The organism is Streptomyces sp. NPDC111744, from assembly GCF_055634995.1.
Map to the genome: position 1 here is coordinate 331,532 of NZ_JBVKCG010000001.1, position 15,370 is coordinate 346,901.

Genomic DNA, 15,370 nt, shown 5'->3' on the forward strand with positions numbered 1-15,370 from the left:
ACGTATGAGTCGTTGTGGAAGGTGGACGCATGACCAGCAAGACGGAGGAGACGCTCTCCTACGAGCAGGCGCGCGACGAGTTGATCGAGGTGGTACGGCGGCTGGAGGCCGGCGGCACCAGCCTTGAGGAGTCCCTCGCGCTCTGGGAGCGCGGCGAGGAGCTGGCCAGGGTGTGCCGGCGGTGGCTGGAGGGGGCGCGGGCCCGGCTGGACGCGGCGCTGGCCGAGGAGGGAGAGGGGGAAGAGAAGGAGTAAAAGGGACGCCGGACGTGATGCGGATCACAACGGTCCACTTTTGGTTGAAGGTTGAACCTTCCTTCGCGTATGGTCGCGCCGTCAGCCTATCCGGACCACGGTCCGGATAGGGGCAGGGACACGATTCTCAGGAAGTTCAGCCATGTCTCTCGTTCTTGACCCCACCGCCCAGGACCTGCTGTTCCGCGAGGCCCGCACCGCCAACACCTTCACCGACGAGCCGGTGTCCGACGAGCAGGTCCAGGCCATCTACGACCTGGTCAAGTACGGCCCGACCTCCATGAACCAGTCGCCGCTGCGCATCGTCCTGGTCCGCTCCCCCGAGGCCCGCGAGCGCCTGGTGCAGCACATGGCCGAGGGCAACCAGAAGAAGACCGCCACCGCCCCGCTGGTCGCGATCCTCGCCGCGGACAACGAGTTCCACGAGGAGCTGCCGGAGCTCTTCCCGCACTTCCCGCAGGCCAAGGACGCCGTCTTCGGCGAGCGCGCGGTCCGCGAGACCAACGCCGCCCTGAACGCCACCCTCCAGGCCGCGTACTTCATCATCGGCGTCCGCGCCGCCGGTCTCGCCGCCGGCCCGATGACCGGCCTCGACTTCGCGGGCGTCCAGAAGGAGTTCCTGGACGACGACCACACCCCGCTGATGGTCGTCAACATCGGCAAGCCGGGCCCGGACGCCTGGTTCCCGCGTTCCCCGCGTCTGGCGTACGACGACGTCGTCACGACCGTCTGAGCCACCCCGCACCCGCGAAAGAGGCCCCCCGGCAACGGCGCCGGGGGGCCTCTCGCGTCTAGGAGGGGATTCAGTACAGGCGGGTCAGGACATCTTCAGCGCCGCGGCCATCTTGCTCAGCTGGGTGAAGGAGGCCGTGCCGGCCACCACAGTCGTGGAGCCGGGGGTGTTCTGCAGCACCAGCGCGTCATAGCGGCCGCCGGTGTAGTGCGTCCAGGTACGGTCGCCGATCTTCTCGGTCGTCTTCGTGGCCGTCGCGCCCTGGCTCGCGTCGGTGATGAAGTCCGCGGGCTTCTGAGTCGACTGCTCGATCTGGACGTACTGACCGTCGGGGGTCTGGTAGCCGAGGTGCCAGCGGTCGCCGTTCTGGCCCTGGAAGCGGACCGAGGTGGCCTTCCAGTCGCCGGGCAGGCCCTCCGGCGCGGCCACCGGATAGGTCGCCGCCCGCCGAGCCGTCAGCAGCTCGACCCGGTAGTCGACCCGCTGGATGTCGGGAGCGTGATCGTCGTGCGGGACGAGCAGGTAGATGAAGCCCGCCGCGAGGCCGATCAGGGCCAGGGAGAGAATCATGTCCCGGACCGTCTTCTGCTTGCCGTTCGTGCCTGCCACGCCCCCTATCGTCGCAGGTGCCCGTTGCGCTCATCCGTGGGGTCCCCTGCTCATTTTGTCAGCCTGACGATAGAGTCGAGGCGAAACCCTCATCCGGCCGTCGTCGTATCAGAAAGGTGCGCACCGATGACCGAGAATCATCATCACCTGCCGTCCGAACTCGATGTCCCCTCCGAAGCCCCCGACCGCAACCTCGCCATGGAACTCGTCCGGGTGACCGAAGCCGCCGCGATGGCCGCCGGGCGCTGGGTCGGCCGCGGCGACAAGATCGGCGCCGACGGCGCCGCCGTGCGCGCGATGCGAACCCTCGTCTCCACCGTGTCGATGAACGGCGTGGTCGTCATCGGCGAGGGCGAGAAGGACGAGGCCCCGATGCTCTTCAACGGGGAGCGCGTCGGTGACGGCACCGGCCCCGAAGTCGACATCGCCGTCGACCCGATCGACGGGACCACGCTGACCGCGAAGGGCATGCCCAACGCGATCGCCGTGCTGGCCGCGGCCGAGCGCGGTGCCATGTTCGACCCGTCCGCCGTGTTCTACATGGACAAACTGGTCACGGGCCCGGACGCGGCGGACTTCGTCGACATCAACGCCCCCGTGGCCGTCAACATCCGCCGGGTCGCCAAGGCGAAGCGGTCCGCACCGGAGGACGTGACCGTCGTCATCCTCGACCGGCCGCGGCACGAAGGGATCATCAAGGAGATCCGGGAGGCCGGCGCCCGCATCAAGCTGATCTCCGACGGTGACGTCGCCGGCTCGATCTACGCGCTGCGCGAGGGCACGGGCGTCGACATGCTGCTCGGGATCGGCGGTACGCCCGAGGGCATCATCTCCGCGTGCGCCGTGAAGTGCCTGGGCGGGACCATCCAGGGCAAGCTGTGGCCCAAGGACGCCGAGGAGCGGCAGCGGGCCGTCGACGCCGGGCACGATCTGGACCGGGTCCTGACGACCGAGGACCTGGTCACCGGGGAGAACGTGTTCTTCGTCGCCACCGGGATCACCGACGGGGAACTGCTGCGCGGGGTGCGGTACCGGTCGGAGACCGCGCTGACCGAGTCCATCGTGATGCGGTCGAAGTCGGGGACGGTGCGGCGGATCGACTCCGAGCACCGGCTGCGCAAGCTGCGGGCGTACAGCGCGGTCGACTTCGACCGGGCGAAGTGACGCCGAGGCAGAGGGGACTGCGGGCCGTCGGCGACTGACGGTGCGTTGTGGCTGGTCACGCCCGCGCGGCGGTAGCCGCACATCGATACAGCCCCGCGCCCCTGAATGAAGGGGCTGGTCCTTCGGACGTTCGAAAGGCGCCCTCTGTGCGGAGAGGGCGCCTTTGTTCAGCCCGCCTGCGCTATGCGGTTCGCCGCCGTCGCTCGTGCCGCCTTCTTCAGTTCCATGTCGCGGCGCCTGCGCCTCGCCAGGACCACTCGGCGTTCCGCTGCCGTGAGGCCGCCCCAGACGCCGTACGGCTCGGGCTGGAGCAGCGCGTGTTCGCGGCACTCGACCATCACCGGACAACGGGCGCAGACCCGCTTGGCCGCCTCCTCCCGGGACAGCCGGGCGGCGGTGGGTTCCTTGGAGGGTGCGAAGAACAGGCCTGCCTCGTCGCGCCGGCACACCGCCTCGGTGTGCCAGGGTGCGTCTTGGTCCCTGTCCCGCACTGGCACCCGCTGGGCCGGTACGGCAGCTACCTGCAGGGACGAATGCGGCGGTTGCAGCACGGTCTACTCCTGACGACGGCTTCGCGAGCGAGAGACGATGCAGCAAGGCCTACCCGCTGTGCGCGGGCCTATGCACAGCGTTCTCAACAGCCGTGGCGCGGCGGCTTGTTCACGACCCCGGGGGGCCGCTCGCCGAGGAGTGATTCGCGTCCGTCAACGGTCCAGGTGTTTGCGCAGCTTCCTGTCGACCTTGTCCTGAACCCGGCCCAGGATGTCCTCGATGAGCTTCCCGCGCTTCGGCCGCGCCTCCACATTGCCGAATACGGCCCACCCGTCGACGTAGACGACCGGCGCGTCGGAGTCGACCGAGTCCAGCGTGTCCGCCTCGAAGTTGCCCAGCACACCGCCGCCGGTGCCGCGCAGCGACACGTTCTCCGGGACGCGGATCTGGACGTCGCCGAAGATCGAGAACGCCCTGATGACGACCTGCTGGTACTCGAAGATGGCCTCGGTGAGGTCGAGTTCGATGGAGCCGAAGACCGCGTACACGTGCAGCCGGCGGCCCGCCCGCCAGCGGCCCCGGCGGCGGGCGCTGCTGAAGACGGCCACGACGTTGCCGTCCGGCTCGACGGGGATCGCGCCGGGCTTCGGCCGGGGCGGTACCGGTGTGTAGGTCGGGGCGGCCGGGCGGGCGTGGGCCGCCGGCAGGTCCCGTATGAAGACCTCCAGCTCGCCCACCGTCTTGGCGCTCAGCACCCCTTCCACCCGCTCGGCGTGCTCGTCGGCGGTCAGGCGCCCCTCGGCGAGGGCCTCCCGCAGGATGTCGGCGATGCGGTCACGGTCGGCGTCCGAGGCACGCAGCTCGGCGACCGGCGTCTCGGTCTGCTTCTGAAGGTCCACGGCAGCAGAGTACCGAAACGCGATAGATCGCGACCAGGGGTGTGGACAACCCTGGTGTGCCGAACTGAGCCTTACCTCACAGGCTCCGTGTCAGAGCCAGGTTCTAGGCTGGTGAGGCCCGCCAGCGTCGGCGGGCGGCCGTCCGCCAGAGTGAGGAATGGGCTGAGATGCCTGAGTTCGCGTACACCGATCTGCTCCCCCAGGGCGAGGACACCACCCCGTACCGGCTGGTGACCTCCGAGGGTGTGTCCACCGTCGAGGGACCGGACGGGCGGACGTTCCTCAAGGTGGAGCCGGAGGCGCTGCGCAAGCTGGCCGAAGAGGCCATCCATGACATCCAGCACTACCTGCGCCCGGCCCACCTCGCCCAGCTGCGCCGGATCATCGACGACCCGGAGGCGTCGGGCAACGACAAGTTCGTCGCGCTCGACCTGCTGAAGAACGCGAACATCGCGGCGGCCGGTGTGCTGCCCATGTGCCAGGACACCGGCACGGCGATCGTCATGGGCAAGCGCGGGCAGAACGTGCTGACCGAGGGCGGCGACGAGGCCGCCCTGAGCCGCGGCGTCTACGACGCCTACCTGAACCTCAACCTGCGGTACTCGCAGATGGCTCCGCTCACCATGTGGGAGGAGAAGAACACCGGGTCCAACCTGCCCGCCCAGATCGAGCTGTACGCGACCGACGGCGGCGCCTACAAGTTCCTCTTCATGGCGAAGGGCGGCGGCTCGGCCAACAAGTCGTTCCTCTACCAGGAGACGAAGGCCGTCCTCAACGAGGCCTCCATGATGAAGTTCCTGGAGGAGAAGATCCGTTCGCTCGGTACGGCCGCGTGCCCGCCGTACCACCTGGCGATCGTCGTCGGCGGTACCAGCGCCGAGTACGCGCTGAAGACCGCGAAGTACGCCTCCGCGCACTACCTGGACGAGATCCCGGCGGAGGGCTCGGAGCTCGGCCACGGCTTCCGGGACAAGGACCTGGAGCAGAAGGTCTTCGAGCTGACGCAGAAGATCGGGATCGGCGCGCAGTTCGGCGGCAAGTACTTCTGCCACGACGTGCGCGTGGTCCGGCTGCCGCGGCACGGCGCGTCCTGCCCGGTCGCCATCGCCGTCTCCTGCTCCGCGGACCGGCAGGCCGTCGCGAAGATCACCGCCGAGGGCGTCTTCCTGGAGCAGCTGGAGACGGACCCGGCGCGGTTCCTGCCGGAGACGACCGACGAGCACCTGGACTCCGACAGTGACGTCGTACGCATCGATCTCAACCAGCCGATGGACGACATCCTCGCCGAGCTCACCAAGTACCCGGTCAGGACGCGGCTCTCGCTCACCGGTCCGCTGGTCGTCGCACGCGACATCGCCCACGCCAAGATCAAGGAGCGGCTCGACGCGGGCGAGGAGATGCCGCAGTACCTGAAGGACCACCCGGTGTACTACGCCGGTCCGGCCAAGACCCCCGAGGGCTACGCCTCCGGTTCCTTCGGTCCCACGACGGCCGGCCGCATGGACTCCTACGTGGAGCAGTTCCAGGCCGCCGGCGGGTCCAAGGTGATGCTCGCCAAGGGCAACCGCAGCAAGCAGGTCACCGACGCCTGCGACAGCCACGGCGGTTTCTACCTCGGCTCCATCGGCGGCCCGGCCGCGCGGCTCGCCCAGGACTGCATCAAGAAGGTCGAGGTGGTCGAGTACGAGGAGCTCGGCATGGAGGCCGTCTGGAAGATCGAGGTCGAGGACTTCCCGGCCTTCATCGTCGTCGACGACAAGGGCAACGACTTCTTCAGCTCGCAGGAACCCTCCCAGCCGACGTTCACCAGCATCCCGGTCCGGGGCCCCGGCCTGGCCTGAGTGCCCCCGTGCCCTCCCTGACCCCTCGGCGCCCGTCGGGGGGTCAGGGAGGGTCATCAGTCTGCGCAGAGGACGATGTTGACCGTGTCGCCGGGCTTGACGGTCGTTGGTGAGGTTGACCATGATCCGCCGTACATGGGCGTCCGGGACGTCCGCGGTGGCGATGGTCCGCCACTTGCGGCAGGCCCGCTCCAGCGTCTCCTGGACCAGGTCCTCGGCCGCGTCCCGGTTTCCCGTCAGGACCAGCGCGCCCCGGAACAGCGCAGCCGACCGGGCGGCGACAAAGCCGTCGAAGCCTGCCTCGAATTCCGTGTCCACACGCTCCTCCCTTCCTCTCACCCGTCCTCGACGTGACCCCGCGCCGTACTGCTGCATCCGCGCGGTGAGAGCTGGGTCACACACCCGGGCGGAGCAAGCGGCGGAACATCCCCGGCACGCCGACCGCTGTACCCGGCATGAGCGACTACCGCATCGAACACGACTCCATGGGCGAGGTCCGGGTCCCCGCCCACGCCAAGTGGCGGGCCCAGACACAGCGGGCCGTCGAGAACTTCCCGGTCTCCGGGCAGCGGCTCGAGCGCGCGCACATCGAGGCGCTGGCCCGGATCAAGGGCGCGGCGGCCAGGGTGAACGCCGAGCTGGGGGTGATCGACAAGGACATGGCCCAGGCGATCCAGGAGGCGGCCGAAGAGGTCGCCGAGGGGAAGTGGGACGAGCAGTTCCCGGTGGACGTTTTCCAGACGGGGTCGGGGACCTCGTCGAACATGAACACCAACGAGGTCATCGCGACGCTGGCGACCGAACGGCTCGGGTGGGAAGTGCATCCGAACGACCACGTCAACGCCTCGCAGTCGTCGAACGACGTGTTTCCGTCGTCCATCCACATCGCCGCCACCGCCGCCGTCACCCGGGACCTGATCCCGGCGCTCGAGCATCTCGCCGCGGCCCTGGAGCGCAAGTCCGAGGAGTTCGCCGATGTGGTGAAGTCCGGGCGTACCCACCTGATGGACGCCACGCCGGTGACCCTGGGGCAGGAGTTCGGCGGGTACGCGGCCCAGATGCGGTACGGCGTCGAGCGGCTGCGGGCCTCGCTGCCCCGGCTCGCCGAACTGCCGCTCGGCGGGACGGCGGTGGGCACCGGGATCAACACGCCGCCCGGGTTCTCCGCCGCGGTGATCGAGGAGGTCGCACGGGTCACCGGGCTGCCGTTCACCGAGGCACGCAACCACTTCGAGGCGCAGGGCGCGCGGGACGGGATCGTGGAGACCAGCGGACAGCTGCGGACCGTCGCGGTCGGCCTGACGAAGATCTCCAACGATCTGCGGTGGATGGCCTCGGGACCACGGACCGGGCTCGCCGAGATCACGCTGCCGGACCTGCAGCCGGGGTCCTCGATCATGCCGGGGAAGGTCAACCCGGTGATCCCGGAGGCCGTCCTGATGGTGTCCGCGCAGGTCATCGGGAACGACCAGACCATCACCGTGGCCGGTGCGGCCGGGAACTTCGAGCTGAACGTGATGCTCCCGGTCATCGGCAAGAACGTGCTCGAATCCGTCCGGCTGCTCGCCAACGTCTCGCGGCTGCTCGCCGACCGGACCGTGGACGGGATCACCGCGAACCGGGAGCGGGCCCGGGAGTACGCCGAGTCGTCGCCCTCCGTGGTCACGCCGCTCAACAAGTACATCGGGTACGAGGAGGCCGCCAAGGTGGCCAAGAAGGCGCTGGCGGAACGTAAGACGATCCGTCAGGTCGTCCTGGAGAGCGGGTACGTCGAGAGGGGTGATCTGACCGTCGAGCAGCTGGACGAGGCCCTGGATGTCCTGCGGATGACACGGCCGTAATCGCGTGCGAACGTTTCGCGCCGCCCGGCCGGAACCGTGACGTCCGCCGCAGCGTCGTATGCCTACGGCACCTAATATCTGTGCATGGCAGACGGTGGAGCGGTGAGACGCGTGATGCGCGGGGAAACGGGCGGTGCGACCGGTAACGGAGCCGGGTTCTGGGCTCCGGGGAGCCAGATCCTGTGGCGGTACCGGGAGAACGCCGGGGACGCCTTCCACATCGCACGCCCCGTCACCGTCGTCCGGGACGACGAGGAGCTGCTCGCCGTCTGGCTGGCCCCAGGAACCGAGTGCGTCAGGCCCGTGTTCGCCGACGGTACGTCGGTCGGCGACGAACCGCTGGAGTCCCGGTACACCAAGCCGCGGACCGTGCGGCGCGGCCACTGGTTCGGCACGGGGGTGCTGAAGCTGGCCCGGCCCGGTCAGCCCTGGTCGGTGTGGCTGTTCTGGGAGCCGGGCTGGCAGTTCAAGAACTGGTACGTCAATCTTGAGCAGCCGCTGGTCCGTTGGGACGGCGGAGTGGACTCGGAGGATCACTTCCTGGACATCTCCGTGCGCCCGGACCGCAGTTGGCACTGGCTCGACGAGGACGAGTTCGCCCAGGCCCAGCGGGACGGCCTGATGGACGCGGAGACGGCCGAACGGGTGCGGGCGGCGGGCCTGGCCGCGGTGGCCGCCGTACGGGCCTGGGAGCCGCCCTTCTCGGACGACTGGCAGCACTGGCGCCCGGACCCGTCGTGGGCGGTACCGTCACTGCCGGGGAACTGGGACCGTACGCCCGCGCACGTGTCCACATGAGACCCTTGATGCGCCCCCGGTGCACAACCGTAGGATCGTCCTCCGCAAGGGCGTGTTGAGCACAACTCCCGGAGCGGACTCCGGGCTTGACCGAACGTCACCGAGGGGCGGCAGGACGTGAGCGAGGGGTACGAGGGCAGCACCGGCGAGCGGGGCGCCGACCGCACATCGTTCGCCGGTGGCGCGGGACCAGCCTCCAGCCACGCCGGATTTCCGTTCCTGGGGCACGTAAACCGGGTATCGGAGTCTCGGCGGGACCACCTGCGCGCCCGGCGCGCAGCCCCGGACGGACGGATTCGACACGCGTGACGGAGCACCCCACCTCCTACGAGCGCCCACAGCCGGGCGTCGACCCCGCGGAGGCCCGCGGGGCGCTCCTGCGTTCCCCGCAACCGCAGCCGCAGGCACAGCCCCGTCCGCTGGGCGCCACCGCCTTACCGGCACAGGCCCGCGCCGGCGAGACGCCCACCGGCCCCGGTACCAGCACGTCCAAGGAGCACCCCGTCAACGGCCCCGAGCACGCCCAGCCCGCCAGCGCTGAGCCCGACCCACACCGGCCGCGCCCCACTCCGGAGGGCATCCCGCCGCAGCCCGGCGCCGAGCAGGAGCGGGCGGCCGGTGCCCAGGAGCGCCGTACCGGACGCGGGCTGCCGCCCGGCCGGCCGATGCCGATGCGGCGGGACGGCGACCGGCTGCGCTTCGTGGGCGCCGCGACCCGGCGGATCGCCCGGGGTATCGACCTGGACGAGATCGTGATGGGGCTGTGCCGGGCGACCGTGCCGACCTTCTCGGACGCGATCCTGGTCTATCTGCGCGACCCGCTGCCGGTCGGCGACGAGCGGCCCGTCGGCCCGGTGGTGCTGCGGCTGCGCCGTACCGACCGGATCCCGGAGGAGCGGGACACCGATGGTTTCCCGCCGCTGCCCGTCCCGGAGCCGGATCCGGCCGACCTCGGCCTGGCCGCGCTGACCGCGGAGCTGTGCGAGGTACGGCCGGGCGGTGCCCTCAACGAGGTACTGCGGGGCGTACGACCGGTTTTCGCCGACTCCCCCGCCGCGCGCTCCGCGCTGCCCGAACTCCTCGGCGAGGGCAACGAGTCACTCGTACCCGGCGGCCGGCACGCGATCCTCGCCCCGCTGCGCGGCCGGCGCCGGGTGATCGGGGCGGCCCTGTTCCTGCGCCGTCCGGAGCGGCTCGCCTTCGAGACGGACGACCTGCTGGTCGCCGCCCAGCTGGCCACGCACAGCGCACTCGGCATCGACAAGGCGGTGCTGTACGGCCGCGAGGCCTACATCGCCGACGAGTTGCAGCGGACCATGCTGCCGGAGCACCTGCCGAGCGCCACGGGGGTGCGGCTGGCCTCGCGCTATCTGCCGGCCGCCGAGACCGCGCGGGTCGGCGGTGACTGGTACGACGCGATTCCGCTGCCAGGGAGCCGGGTGGCGCTGGTCGTGGGCGATGTCATGGGGCATTCGATGACCTCGGCCGCGATCATGGGGCAGTTGCGGACCACCGCGCAGACGCTGGCCGGGCTGGACCTGCCGCCGCAGGAGGTCCTGCACCATCTCGACGAGCAGGCGCAGCGGCTGGGCACCGACCGGATGGCGACCTGTCTGTACGCGGTCTACGACCCGGTGTCGCACCGCATCACCATCGCCAACGCCGGGCATCCGCCGCCGGTCCTGCTGCACCTGGGCGGACGGGCCGAGGTGCTGCGGGTGCCGCCGGGGGCGCCGATCGGGGTCGGCGGGGTCGACTTCGAGGCCGTCGAGCTGGACGCGCCCGCCGGGGCGACCCTGCTCCTCTACACCGACGGTCTGGTGGAGTCCCGGCTGCGGGACGTGTGGACCGGGATAGAGCAGTTGCGGGAGAAGCTCGCCGCGACCGCGCAGCTGACGGGACCCGACCATCCGCCGCCCCTCGAAGCGCTGTGCGACGAGGTGCTCGACATGCTCGGGCCCGGTGACCGCGACGACGACATCGCGCTGCTCGCGGCCCGGTTCGACGGGATCGCGCCGAGCGATGTGGCGTACTGGTTCCTGGAGCCGGAGGACGCGGCACCGGGCAGGGCCCGGCGGCTGGCCCGGCGGGCCCTTGCGCGTTGGGGCCTTGAGGAGATGACCGACTCCGTCGAGCTGCTGGTCAGCGAGGTCGTGACGAACGCGGTGCGGTACGCGTCGCGCCCGGTGACGCTGCGGTTGCTGCGGACCGATGTGCTGCGGTGCGAGGTCGGCGACGACGTGCCCCAGCTGCCCCGGCTGCGGCAGGCCCGAGCGACGGACGAGGGCGGCCGGGGGCTGTACCTCGTCAACAGACTGGCCAGACGGTGGGGAGCGACCCGGTTGAGCACCGGGAAGGTCGTCTGGTTCGAGCTGACCCGATAGTGCCGTAGCGCTTGCGGTTGCCCGCGCGGCGGCCGCCGCACCTCGGATACGGCCCCGCGCCCCGCCGGGCGCGGGGCGCTTCAGCTCGGGGCGTTCACTGCTGGCCGTTGCCCGAATCCAGCGGGTTGTCCGTGATGCCGCCCGTCGGTGAGGTGGACGGTGTCGGCGGCGGTGCCGAGGTCGTCGGGGGCGACGATGTCGTCGGGCTCTGGCTCGGGGTCTGTGACGGCGTCTGGGACGGGGTCGCGGACTTCGACGGGGTCTGGCTCGGCGTCTCGGACGGGGTTTGCGAGGGAGTCGAGCTGTAGCTCGGCGTCTCCGTCGGCTGGACGGCCGCGCCCAGATCGGTGTTCAGCTCGAACTTGGCCTTCTTCGTGACCCCGAAGGTGTACGCCGCCCAGATCTGCGCCGGGTAACCGCCACCGTTGATACGGCCGGTGCCGGGGATCAGGCCCGTGGCGCCGGTGAGGGACACCTGGCTGTGCTGCTTGTAGTCCTCACCGAACAGGCCCACCGATGTCACCAGGTCGGGCGTATAGCCCGTGAACCAGGCCGACTTGTTGTTGTCGGACGTACCCGTCTTGCCGGCCACCTGCTGGCCCTTGCGCAGCGGGTTCTGGGCCACCGACACCTTCGCCGTACCGTCGTCGACCACACCGGTCAGGACCGAGGTCACCTGGTCGGCGGCGCTGGGGTTGATCACCTGCTGGCCGATCGGGTCCGGCAGTTCGACCTTGCGGCCGGTCTTCTCCGCCGACGCGAGGACGGTCGGGGTGACCTTCCGGCCGTGGTTGTCGAGGGTGGCGTACACCCCGGCCATCTCCAGCGGGCTCGCGCCCATGGTGCCGAGGGTCTGCGCGGGCACCGCCGGCAGGCCCGTGGTGTCCAGGCCGAGGTCGTCGGCGGCCCTCAGGACGTTCTTCATGCCGACGTCGACGCCCATCTGCGCGAACACCGAGTTGACGGACTTGTTCATCGCCGTCTGCACGGTGATGTTGCCGTAGTCGGCGTCGTCCTCGTTCGGCGGCGCGAACGCGATGTCGCTGCCCTTGACCGGACGGCCGCTGGTGCCGTCGTAGATCGTGTTGGCGTTGATCGCCTTGCCGTTCTGCGTCTTGGCGTTCTGGTCCAGCGCGGCGGCGAGGATGATCGGCTTGAAGGTGGACGCCGGCTGGTAGTCGGCGCGGGTGGCGTTGTTCGTGTAGTGCTGGTAGTAGCTCACGCCACCGTAGAGGGCGACGATCTTACCGGTCTTGGGGTCGACCGAGACCGCGCCTGCCTGGACGTTCTTGTCGACCGTGCGCTTCTTGCCGTTCAGCTTGCTGGTGAGCTGGCTCTTGACGGCCGCCTCCAGCTTCGCCTGCTTCTTGCGGTCGATGTTCAGGGTGATCGTCCAGCCCTGGTCGACGACCTGGGCCTCCGCCTCGGACTGGGAGATGCCCTGCGACTTCATCAGCTGCTTCTCCAGCTGCGAGTTGGCCAGTTCGACCAGATAGCCCTTCTGGCCCTCCAGACCGGGGGCGCCCTTCGGCCCCTTGGGCACCGGGAACTTCATGGCGTCACGCTTGGACTTGTCCAGCCAGCCCTGGCCGACCATGTTGTTCAGGACGTAGTTCCAGCGTGCCTGCACCAGCTTCTTGCCGACGGGACCTGCCACCGCCCAGTCGTACTGGCTCGGCGCCTGCAGCAGCGCGGCCAGATAGGCGCCCTGTTCGACGGTGAGGTCCTGGGCGTCGACGCGGTAGTAGGCCTGGGCGGCAGCCTGAATGCCGTAGGCGCCCCGGCCGTAGTAGCTGGTGTTGATGTAGCCCGCGAGGATGTCGTCCTTGGACCTCTCGCGGTCCACCTTCAGCGAGATGACCAGTTCCTTCAGCTTGCGCGTGACGGTCTGGTCCTGGCTGAGGTAGTAGTTCTTGACGTACTGCTGGGTGATCGTCGAACCGCCCTGGGTGCCGCGGCCCATCACCGTGTTGTAGAGGCCGCGGGTCATGCCCCTCAGATCGATGCCGGCGTCGCTGTAGAAGGTCTTGTTCTCCGCCGCGACGAAGGTGTGCTGGACGGCCTTCGGCACCTTGGACAGGTCGACGATCTCGCGGTTGACGGTGCCCTTGCGGGCCAGGACCGTGCCGTCGCTGTACTTGTAGACGTTGCTCTGGGTCTGCGCGGCCGCGTTGCCCTGGGGGACGCTCACCATCATGTACAGCGCGACGAAGCCGCCGATGCCCAGCAGGCAGACGGTGAAGAAGGCGCCGAGCATCTTCTTCCAGGTGAACATCCGGCGTACGAAGCTGCGCCCGTCCTTGCCCTTGTCGCGGCCCGGCTTGCCCTTGGCCGCGCGGCGGGCCGCGGCCCGGCCGCCTATGACCGTGGGCTCCGCCTCCGACGGGCCGGACGGACCGGGGGGCGCCGCCGGAGCGGACGAGCGGGCAGGGGGCGCGGCGCGGTGGCCTCCGCGCTGTCGCGCTCTTCTCTCTTCCGCTCGTCCCATGAGTCCGTCTGCTCCGCTTCGTCTCGGCTGTCACACGTGTGTACGGGTGTCACACAGGTACGTGGCTCAGGTCAGTCCAGAAAACTAACACCGCTCTCTATGACAAAGGACGCACGATCCGCCCTTTTACGGACGTGACAATCAGCACCTCGTCCCAACGGAACCGACGAGTGGGGAAGGTGGAGGGTTGCCTCGGCGGAGTAAAGTGATATCACCTGGATAGAAGAAAGCTAGACATCAGCCAGACTCAGGGGGAACCCATGTCCGTTCACGACTCCTCGGCGACCGCCGACGCACCCGACGTACCCGAGATGCCGGCCCCGCGCGTGCGGGAGTTCACGGCGCACAGCATCGGCGGCGGGCTCGCCCTGCTGCTGGGCCTGGTGGGACTCCTGGCCGCCGTCGCGCTGTTCGTGGCCGCCTCCGTGAACCCAGGCTTCGCCGTCGGGGGCGTCCTCGTCTTCCTCGCCGCCGTCATCGCGATGCGCGGCCTGAACACGGTGGCGCCGGGCGAGGCGCGGGTCGTCCAGCTCTTCGGGCGGTACCGGGGCACGATCCGGCAGGACGGGCTGCGCTGGGTCAACCCCTTCACCTCACGGACGAAGATCTCCACACGGGTCCGCAACCACGAGACCGCCGTCCTCAAGGTCAACGACGCCTACGGAAACCCGATCGAACTCGCCGCCGTCATCGTCTGGAAGGTCCAGGACACCGCCCAGGCCGTCTTCGAGGTCGACGACTACACGGAGTTCGTCGCGACACAGACCGAGACCGCCGTACGGCACATCGCCATCGAGTACCCCTACGACGCCCACGACGAGGACGGGCTCTCGCTGCGCGGCAACGCCGAGGAGATCACCGAGAAGCTGGCCGTCGAGCTCCAGGCGCGGGTGGAGGCGGCCGGAGTGCGGGTCGTGGAGTCGCGGTTCACGCATCTCGCGTACGCTCCCGAGATCGCCTCGGCGATGCTCCAGCGGCAGCAGGCCGGTGCGGTGGTGGCAGCGCGGCGGCAGATCGTCGACGGAGCGGTGGGCATGGTCGAGGCGGCGCTCACGCGGATCGCCGAGCAGGGCATCGTGGAACTGGACGAGGAGCGCAAGGCGGCGATGGTGTCCAACCTGATGGTGGTGCTGTGCGGGGACCGGGCACCGCAGCCGGTGCTCAACACCGGGACGCTCTACCAGTGACGGACTCGCCCGAAGAGGCGCCCCGGCGTCGGCCGCAGCAGCGCAAGCAGGTGCTGCTGCGGCTGGACCCGGCGGTGTACGAGGCGCTGGCGCGATGGGCCGGGGACGAGTTGCGGTCGGCCAACGCACAGATCGAGTTCCTGCTGCGGCGCGCCCTCGCGGAAGCCGGCCGGCTCCCCGGCGAGACGGGCCCCCTACCGCGCCGCGGCCGACCTCCCGGAGGCTCCGCCCCCAGACCCCCATCGCCCTGAACGGCCGCGTCCTCGAACGCCGAACGAGCTGGTGGGAGCACGGCCCGGCTTCCAGGCCGTAAAGGACGGGGCCCACGGACCGGCCCGGGAGAAGCAGGACGGCAGGGGCGAGCGGACCGGCCTCCGGCCTCAGCAGGGCAGGCACAGCGACACGCGGACGTCCCGAGCAGGGGCGAGCGGACCGGCCTCCGGCCACAGGACCGCAAGAACAGGCGCGAGCGAACCGCCCTTCAACCCCCGACCCGAGCAGAAGCAAGCCGACCAGTCTCCGGCCTCAGCGCGGAAGAGCGGCGCCACGCGGACCGTTCTCCGCCCTCGGGCCTTGGGCCCGGAACGGGCACCTTCGCGCCCCCGGAACCCGAAGGACAGCGGACCTCGAACGGGCTTCGCCTTCCGGCCCGGAAGGACGAGGGACACCTGGATCGGCCT

13 protein-coding genes are annotated in these 15,370 nt (G+C 70.0%); 9 read left to right on the forward strand and 4 right to left on the reverse strand.

Annotation, left to right across the window (positions count from 1 at the left end; translation table 11 throughout):
* The first annotated feature begins 29 nt into the window (after nucleotides 1–29).
* Nucleotides 30–254 (forward strand): exodeoxyribonuclease VII small subunit, encoded by a 225-nt coding sequence (locus ACZ7OO_RS01555; protein WP_471500384.1) that lies wholly within the window; start codon nucleotides 30–32, stop codon nucleotides 252–254.
* 142 nt (nucleotides 255–396) lie between these two features.
* On the forward strand, nucleotides 397–987 hold the full coding sequence (locus tag ACZ7OO_RS01560) for a malonic semialdehyde reductase (RefSeq protein WP_471500386.1): 591 nt from the start codon (nucleotides 397–399) through the stop codon (nucleotides 985–987).
* A gap of 84 nt (nucleotides 988–1,071) precedes the next feature.
* On the opposite strand, the gene ACZ7OO_RS01565 is transcribed toward ACZ7OO_RS01560, so the two are convergent.
* Complete coding sequence (locus ACZ7OO_RS01565) at nucleotides 1,072–1,596, reverse strand: DUF4245 domain-containing protein (protein ID WP_471500388.1); 525 nt, start codon at nucleotides 1,594–1,596, stop codon at nucleotides 1,072–1,074.
* Between the two features lie 126 nt (nucleotides 1,597–1,722).
* Here ACZ7OO_RS01565 and glpX point away from each other — a divergent pair, with 126 nt between their 5' ends.
* Nucleotides 1,723–2,760, forward strand: coding sequence for a class II fructose-bisphosphatase (gene glpX / locus ACZ7OO_RS01570; RefSeq protein WP_471500390.1), 1,038 nt, complete (start codon nucleotides 1,723–1,725; stop codon nucleotides 2,758–2,760).
* Between the two features lie 167 nt (nucleotides 2,761–2,927).
* Here the strand turns inward: glpX and ACZ7OO_RS01575 are convergent, their stop codons facing one another.
* Both ACZ7OO_RS01575 and ACZ7OO_RS01580 read right to left on the reverse strand, forming a co-directional pair.
* Nucleotides 2,928–3,311: a WhiB family transcriptional regulator gene (locus ACZ7OO_RS01575; RefSeq protein ID WP_350781383.1), complete on the reverse strand. Its 384-nt coding sequence runs from the start codon at nucleotides 3,309–3,311 to the stop codon at nucleotides 2,928–2,930.
* A gap of 153 nt (nucleotides 3,312–3,464) precedes the next feature.
* Nucleotides 3,465–4,151: a DUF1707 SHOCT-like domain-containing protein gene (locus tag ACZ7OO_RS01580; RefSeq protein WP_471500392.1), complete on the reverse strand. Its 687-nt coding sequence runs from the start codon at nucleotides 4,149–4,151 to the stop codon at nucleotides 3,465–3,467.
* A gap of 167 nt (nucleotides 4,152–4,318) precedes the next feature.
* Between ACZ7OO_RS01580 and ACZ7OO_RS01585 the strand changes: the two genes are divergently transcribed.
* The 4 genes from ACZ7OO_RS01585 to ACZ7OO_RS01600 all read left to right on the forward strand — a co-directional run bounded on the left by ACZ7OO_RS01585 (nucleotide 4,319) and on the right by ACZ7OO_RS01600 (nucleotide 11,015).
* Nucleotides 4,319–5,992 (forward strand): fumarate hydratase, encoded by a 1,674-nt coding sequence (locus tag ACZ7OO_RS01585; protein WP_471500394.1) that lies wholly within the window; start codon nucleotides 4,319–4,321, stop codon nucleotides 5,990–5,992.
* A 455-nt stretch (nucleotides 5,993–6,447) separates the two neighbouring features.
* A complete protein-coding gene (locus ACZ7OO_RS01590) occupies nucleotides 6,448–7,833 on the forward strand; it encodes a class II fumarate hydratase (RefSeq protein WP_471500396.1) in 1,386 nt (461 codons plus the stop codon).
* An 84-nt stretch (nucleotides 7,834–7,917) separates the two neighbouring features.
* The gene (fomD, locus tag ACZ7OO_RS01595) at nucleotides 7,918–8,631 is read left to right on the forward strand and encodes a cytidylyl-2-hydroxypropylphosphonate hydrolase (protein WP_471500398.1); all 714 of its coding nucleotides are present in this window, start codon (nucleotides 7,918–7,920) and stop codon (nucleotides 8,629–8,631) included.
* Nucleotides 8,632–8,936: 305 nt separating this feature from the next.
* Nucleotides 8,937–11,015 (forward strand): SpoIIE family protein phosphatase, encoded by a 2,079-nt coding sequence (locus ACZ7OO_RS01600; RefSeq protein ID WP_471500400.1) that lies wholly within the window; start codon nucleotides 8,937–8,939, stop codon nucleotides 11,013–11,015.
* A 94-nt stretch (nucleotides 11,016–11,109) separates the two neighbouring features.
* On the opposite strand, the gene ACZ7OO_RS01605 is transcribed toward ACZ7OO_RS01600, so the two are convergent.
* Nucleotides 11,110–13,503 carry a transglycosylase domain-containing protein gene (locus ACZ7OO_RS01605; RefSeq protein WP_471500402.1) on the reverse strand — a complete coding sequence of 798 codons (2,394 nt, stop codon included), beginning with the start codon at nucleotides 13,501–13,503 and terminating at the stop codon, nucleotides 11,110–11,112.
* 260 nt (nucleotides 13,504–13,763) lie between these two features.
* On the opposite strand from ACZ7OO_RS01605, the gene ACZ7OO_RS01610 reads away from it, so the two are divergent.
* Together ACZ7OO_RS01610 and ACZ7OO_RS01615 are read left to right on the forward strand one after the other, a co-directional pair.
* On the forward strand, nucleotides 13,764–14,690 hold the full coding sequence (locus ACZ7OO_RS01610; RefSeq protein WP_471500404.1) for an SPFH domain-containing protein: 927 nt from the start codon (nucleotides 13,764–13,766) through the stop codon (nucleotides 14,688–14,690).
* Nucleotides 14,687–14,941 (forward strand): type II toxin-antitoxin system antitoxin, encoded by a 255-nt coding sequence (locus ACZ7OO_RS01615; RefSeq protein ID WP_352219688.1) that lies wholly within the window; start codon nucleotides 14,687–14,689, stop codon nucleotides 14,939–14,941. The genes ACZ7OO_RS01610 and ACZ7OO_RS01615 overlap by 4 nt, the downstream gene beginning before the upstream one ends.
* The last annotated feature ends 429 nt before the right edge of the window (nucleotides 14,942–15,370 follow it).

Excerpts from the sequence above, each read along its gene's own strand:
- ACZ7OO_RS01555 (WP_471500384.1), top strand. The coding sequence starts at position 30 with ATGACCAGCAAGACGGAGGAGACGCTCTCCTACGAGCAGGCGCGCGAC.
- ACZ7OO_RS01560 (WP_471500386.1), top strand. The coding sequence starts at position 397 with ATGTCTCTCGTTCTTGACCCCACCGCCCAGGACCTGCTGTTCCGCGAG.
- glpX (WP_471500390.1), top strand. The coding sequence starts at position 1,723 with ATGACCGAGAATCATCATCACCTGCCGTCCGAACTCGATGTCCCCTCC.
- ACZ7OO_RS01585 (WP_471500394.1), top strand. The coding sequence starts at position 4,319 with ATGCCTGAGTTCGCGTACACCGATCTGCTCCCCCAGGGCGAGGACACC.
- ACZ7OO_RS01590 (WP_471500396.1), top strand. The coding sequence starts at position 6,448 with ATGAGCGACTACCGCATCGAACACGACTCCATGGGCGAGGTCCGGGTC.
- fomD (WP_471500398.1), top strand. The coding sequence starts at position 7,918 with ATGGCAGACGGTGGAGCGGTGAGACGCGTGATGCGCGGGGAAACGGGC.
- ACZ7OO_RS01605 (WP_471500402.1), bottom strand. The coding sequence starts at position 13,503 with ATGGGACGAGCGGAAGAGAGAAGAGCGCGACAGCGCGGAGGCCACCGC.
- ACZ7OO_RS01610 (WP_471500404.1), top strand. The coding sequence starts at position 13,764 with ATGTCCGTTCACGACTCCTCGGCGACCGCCGACGCACCCGACGTACCC.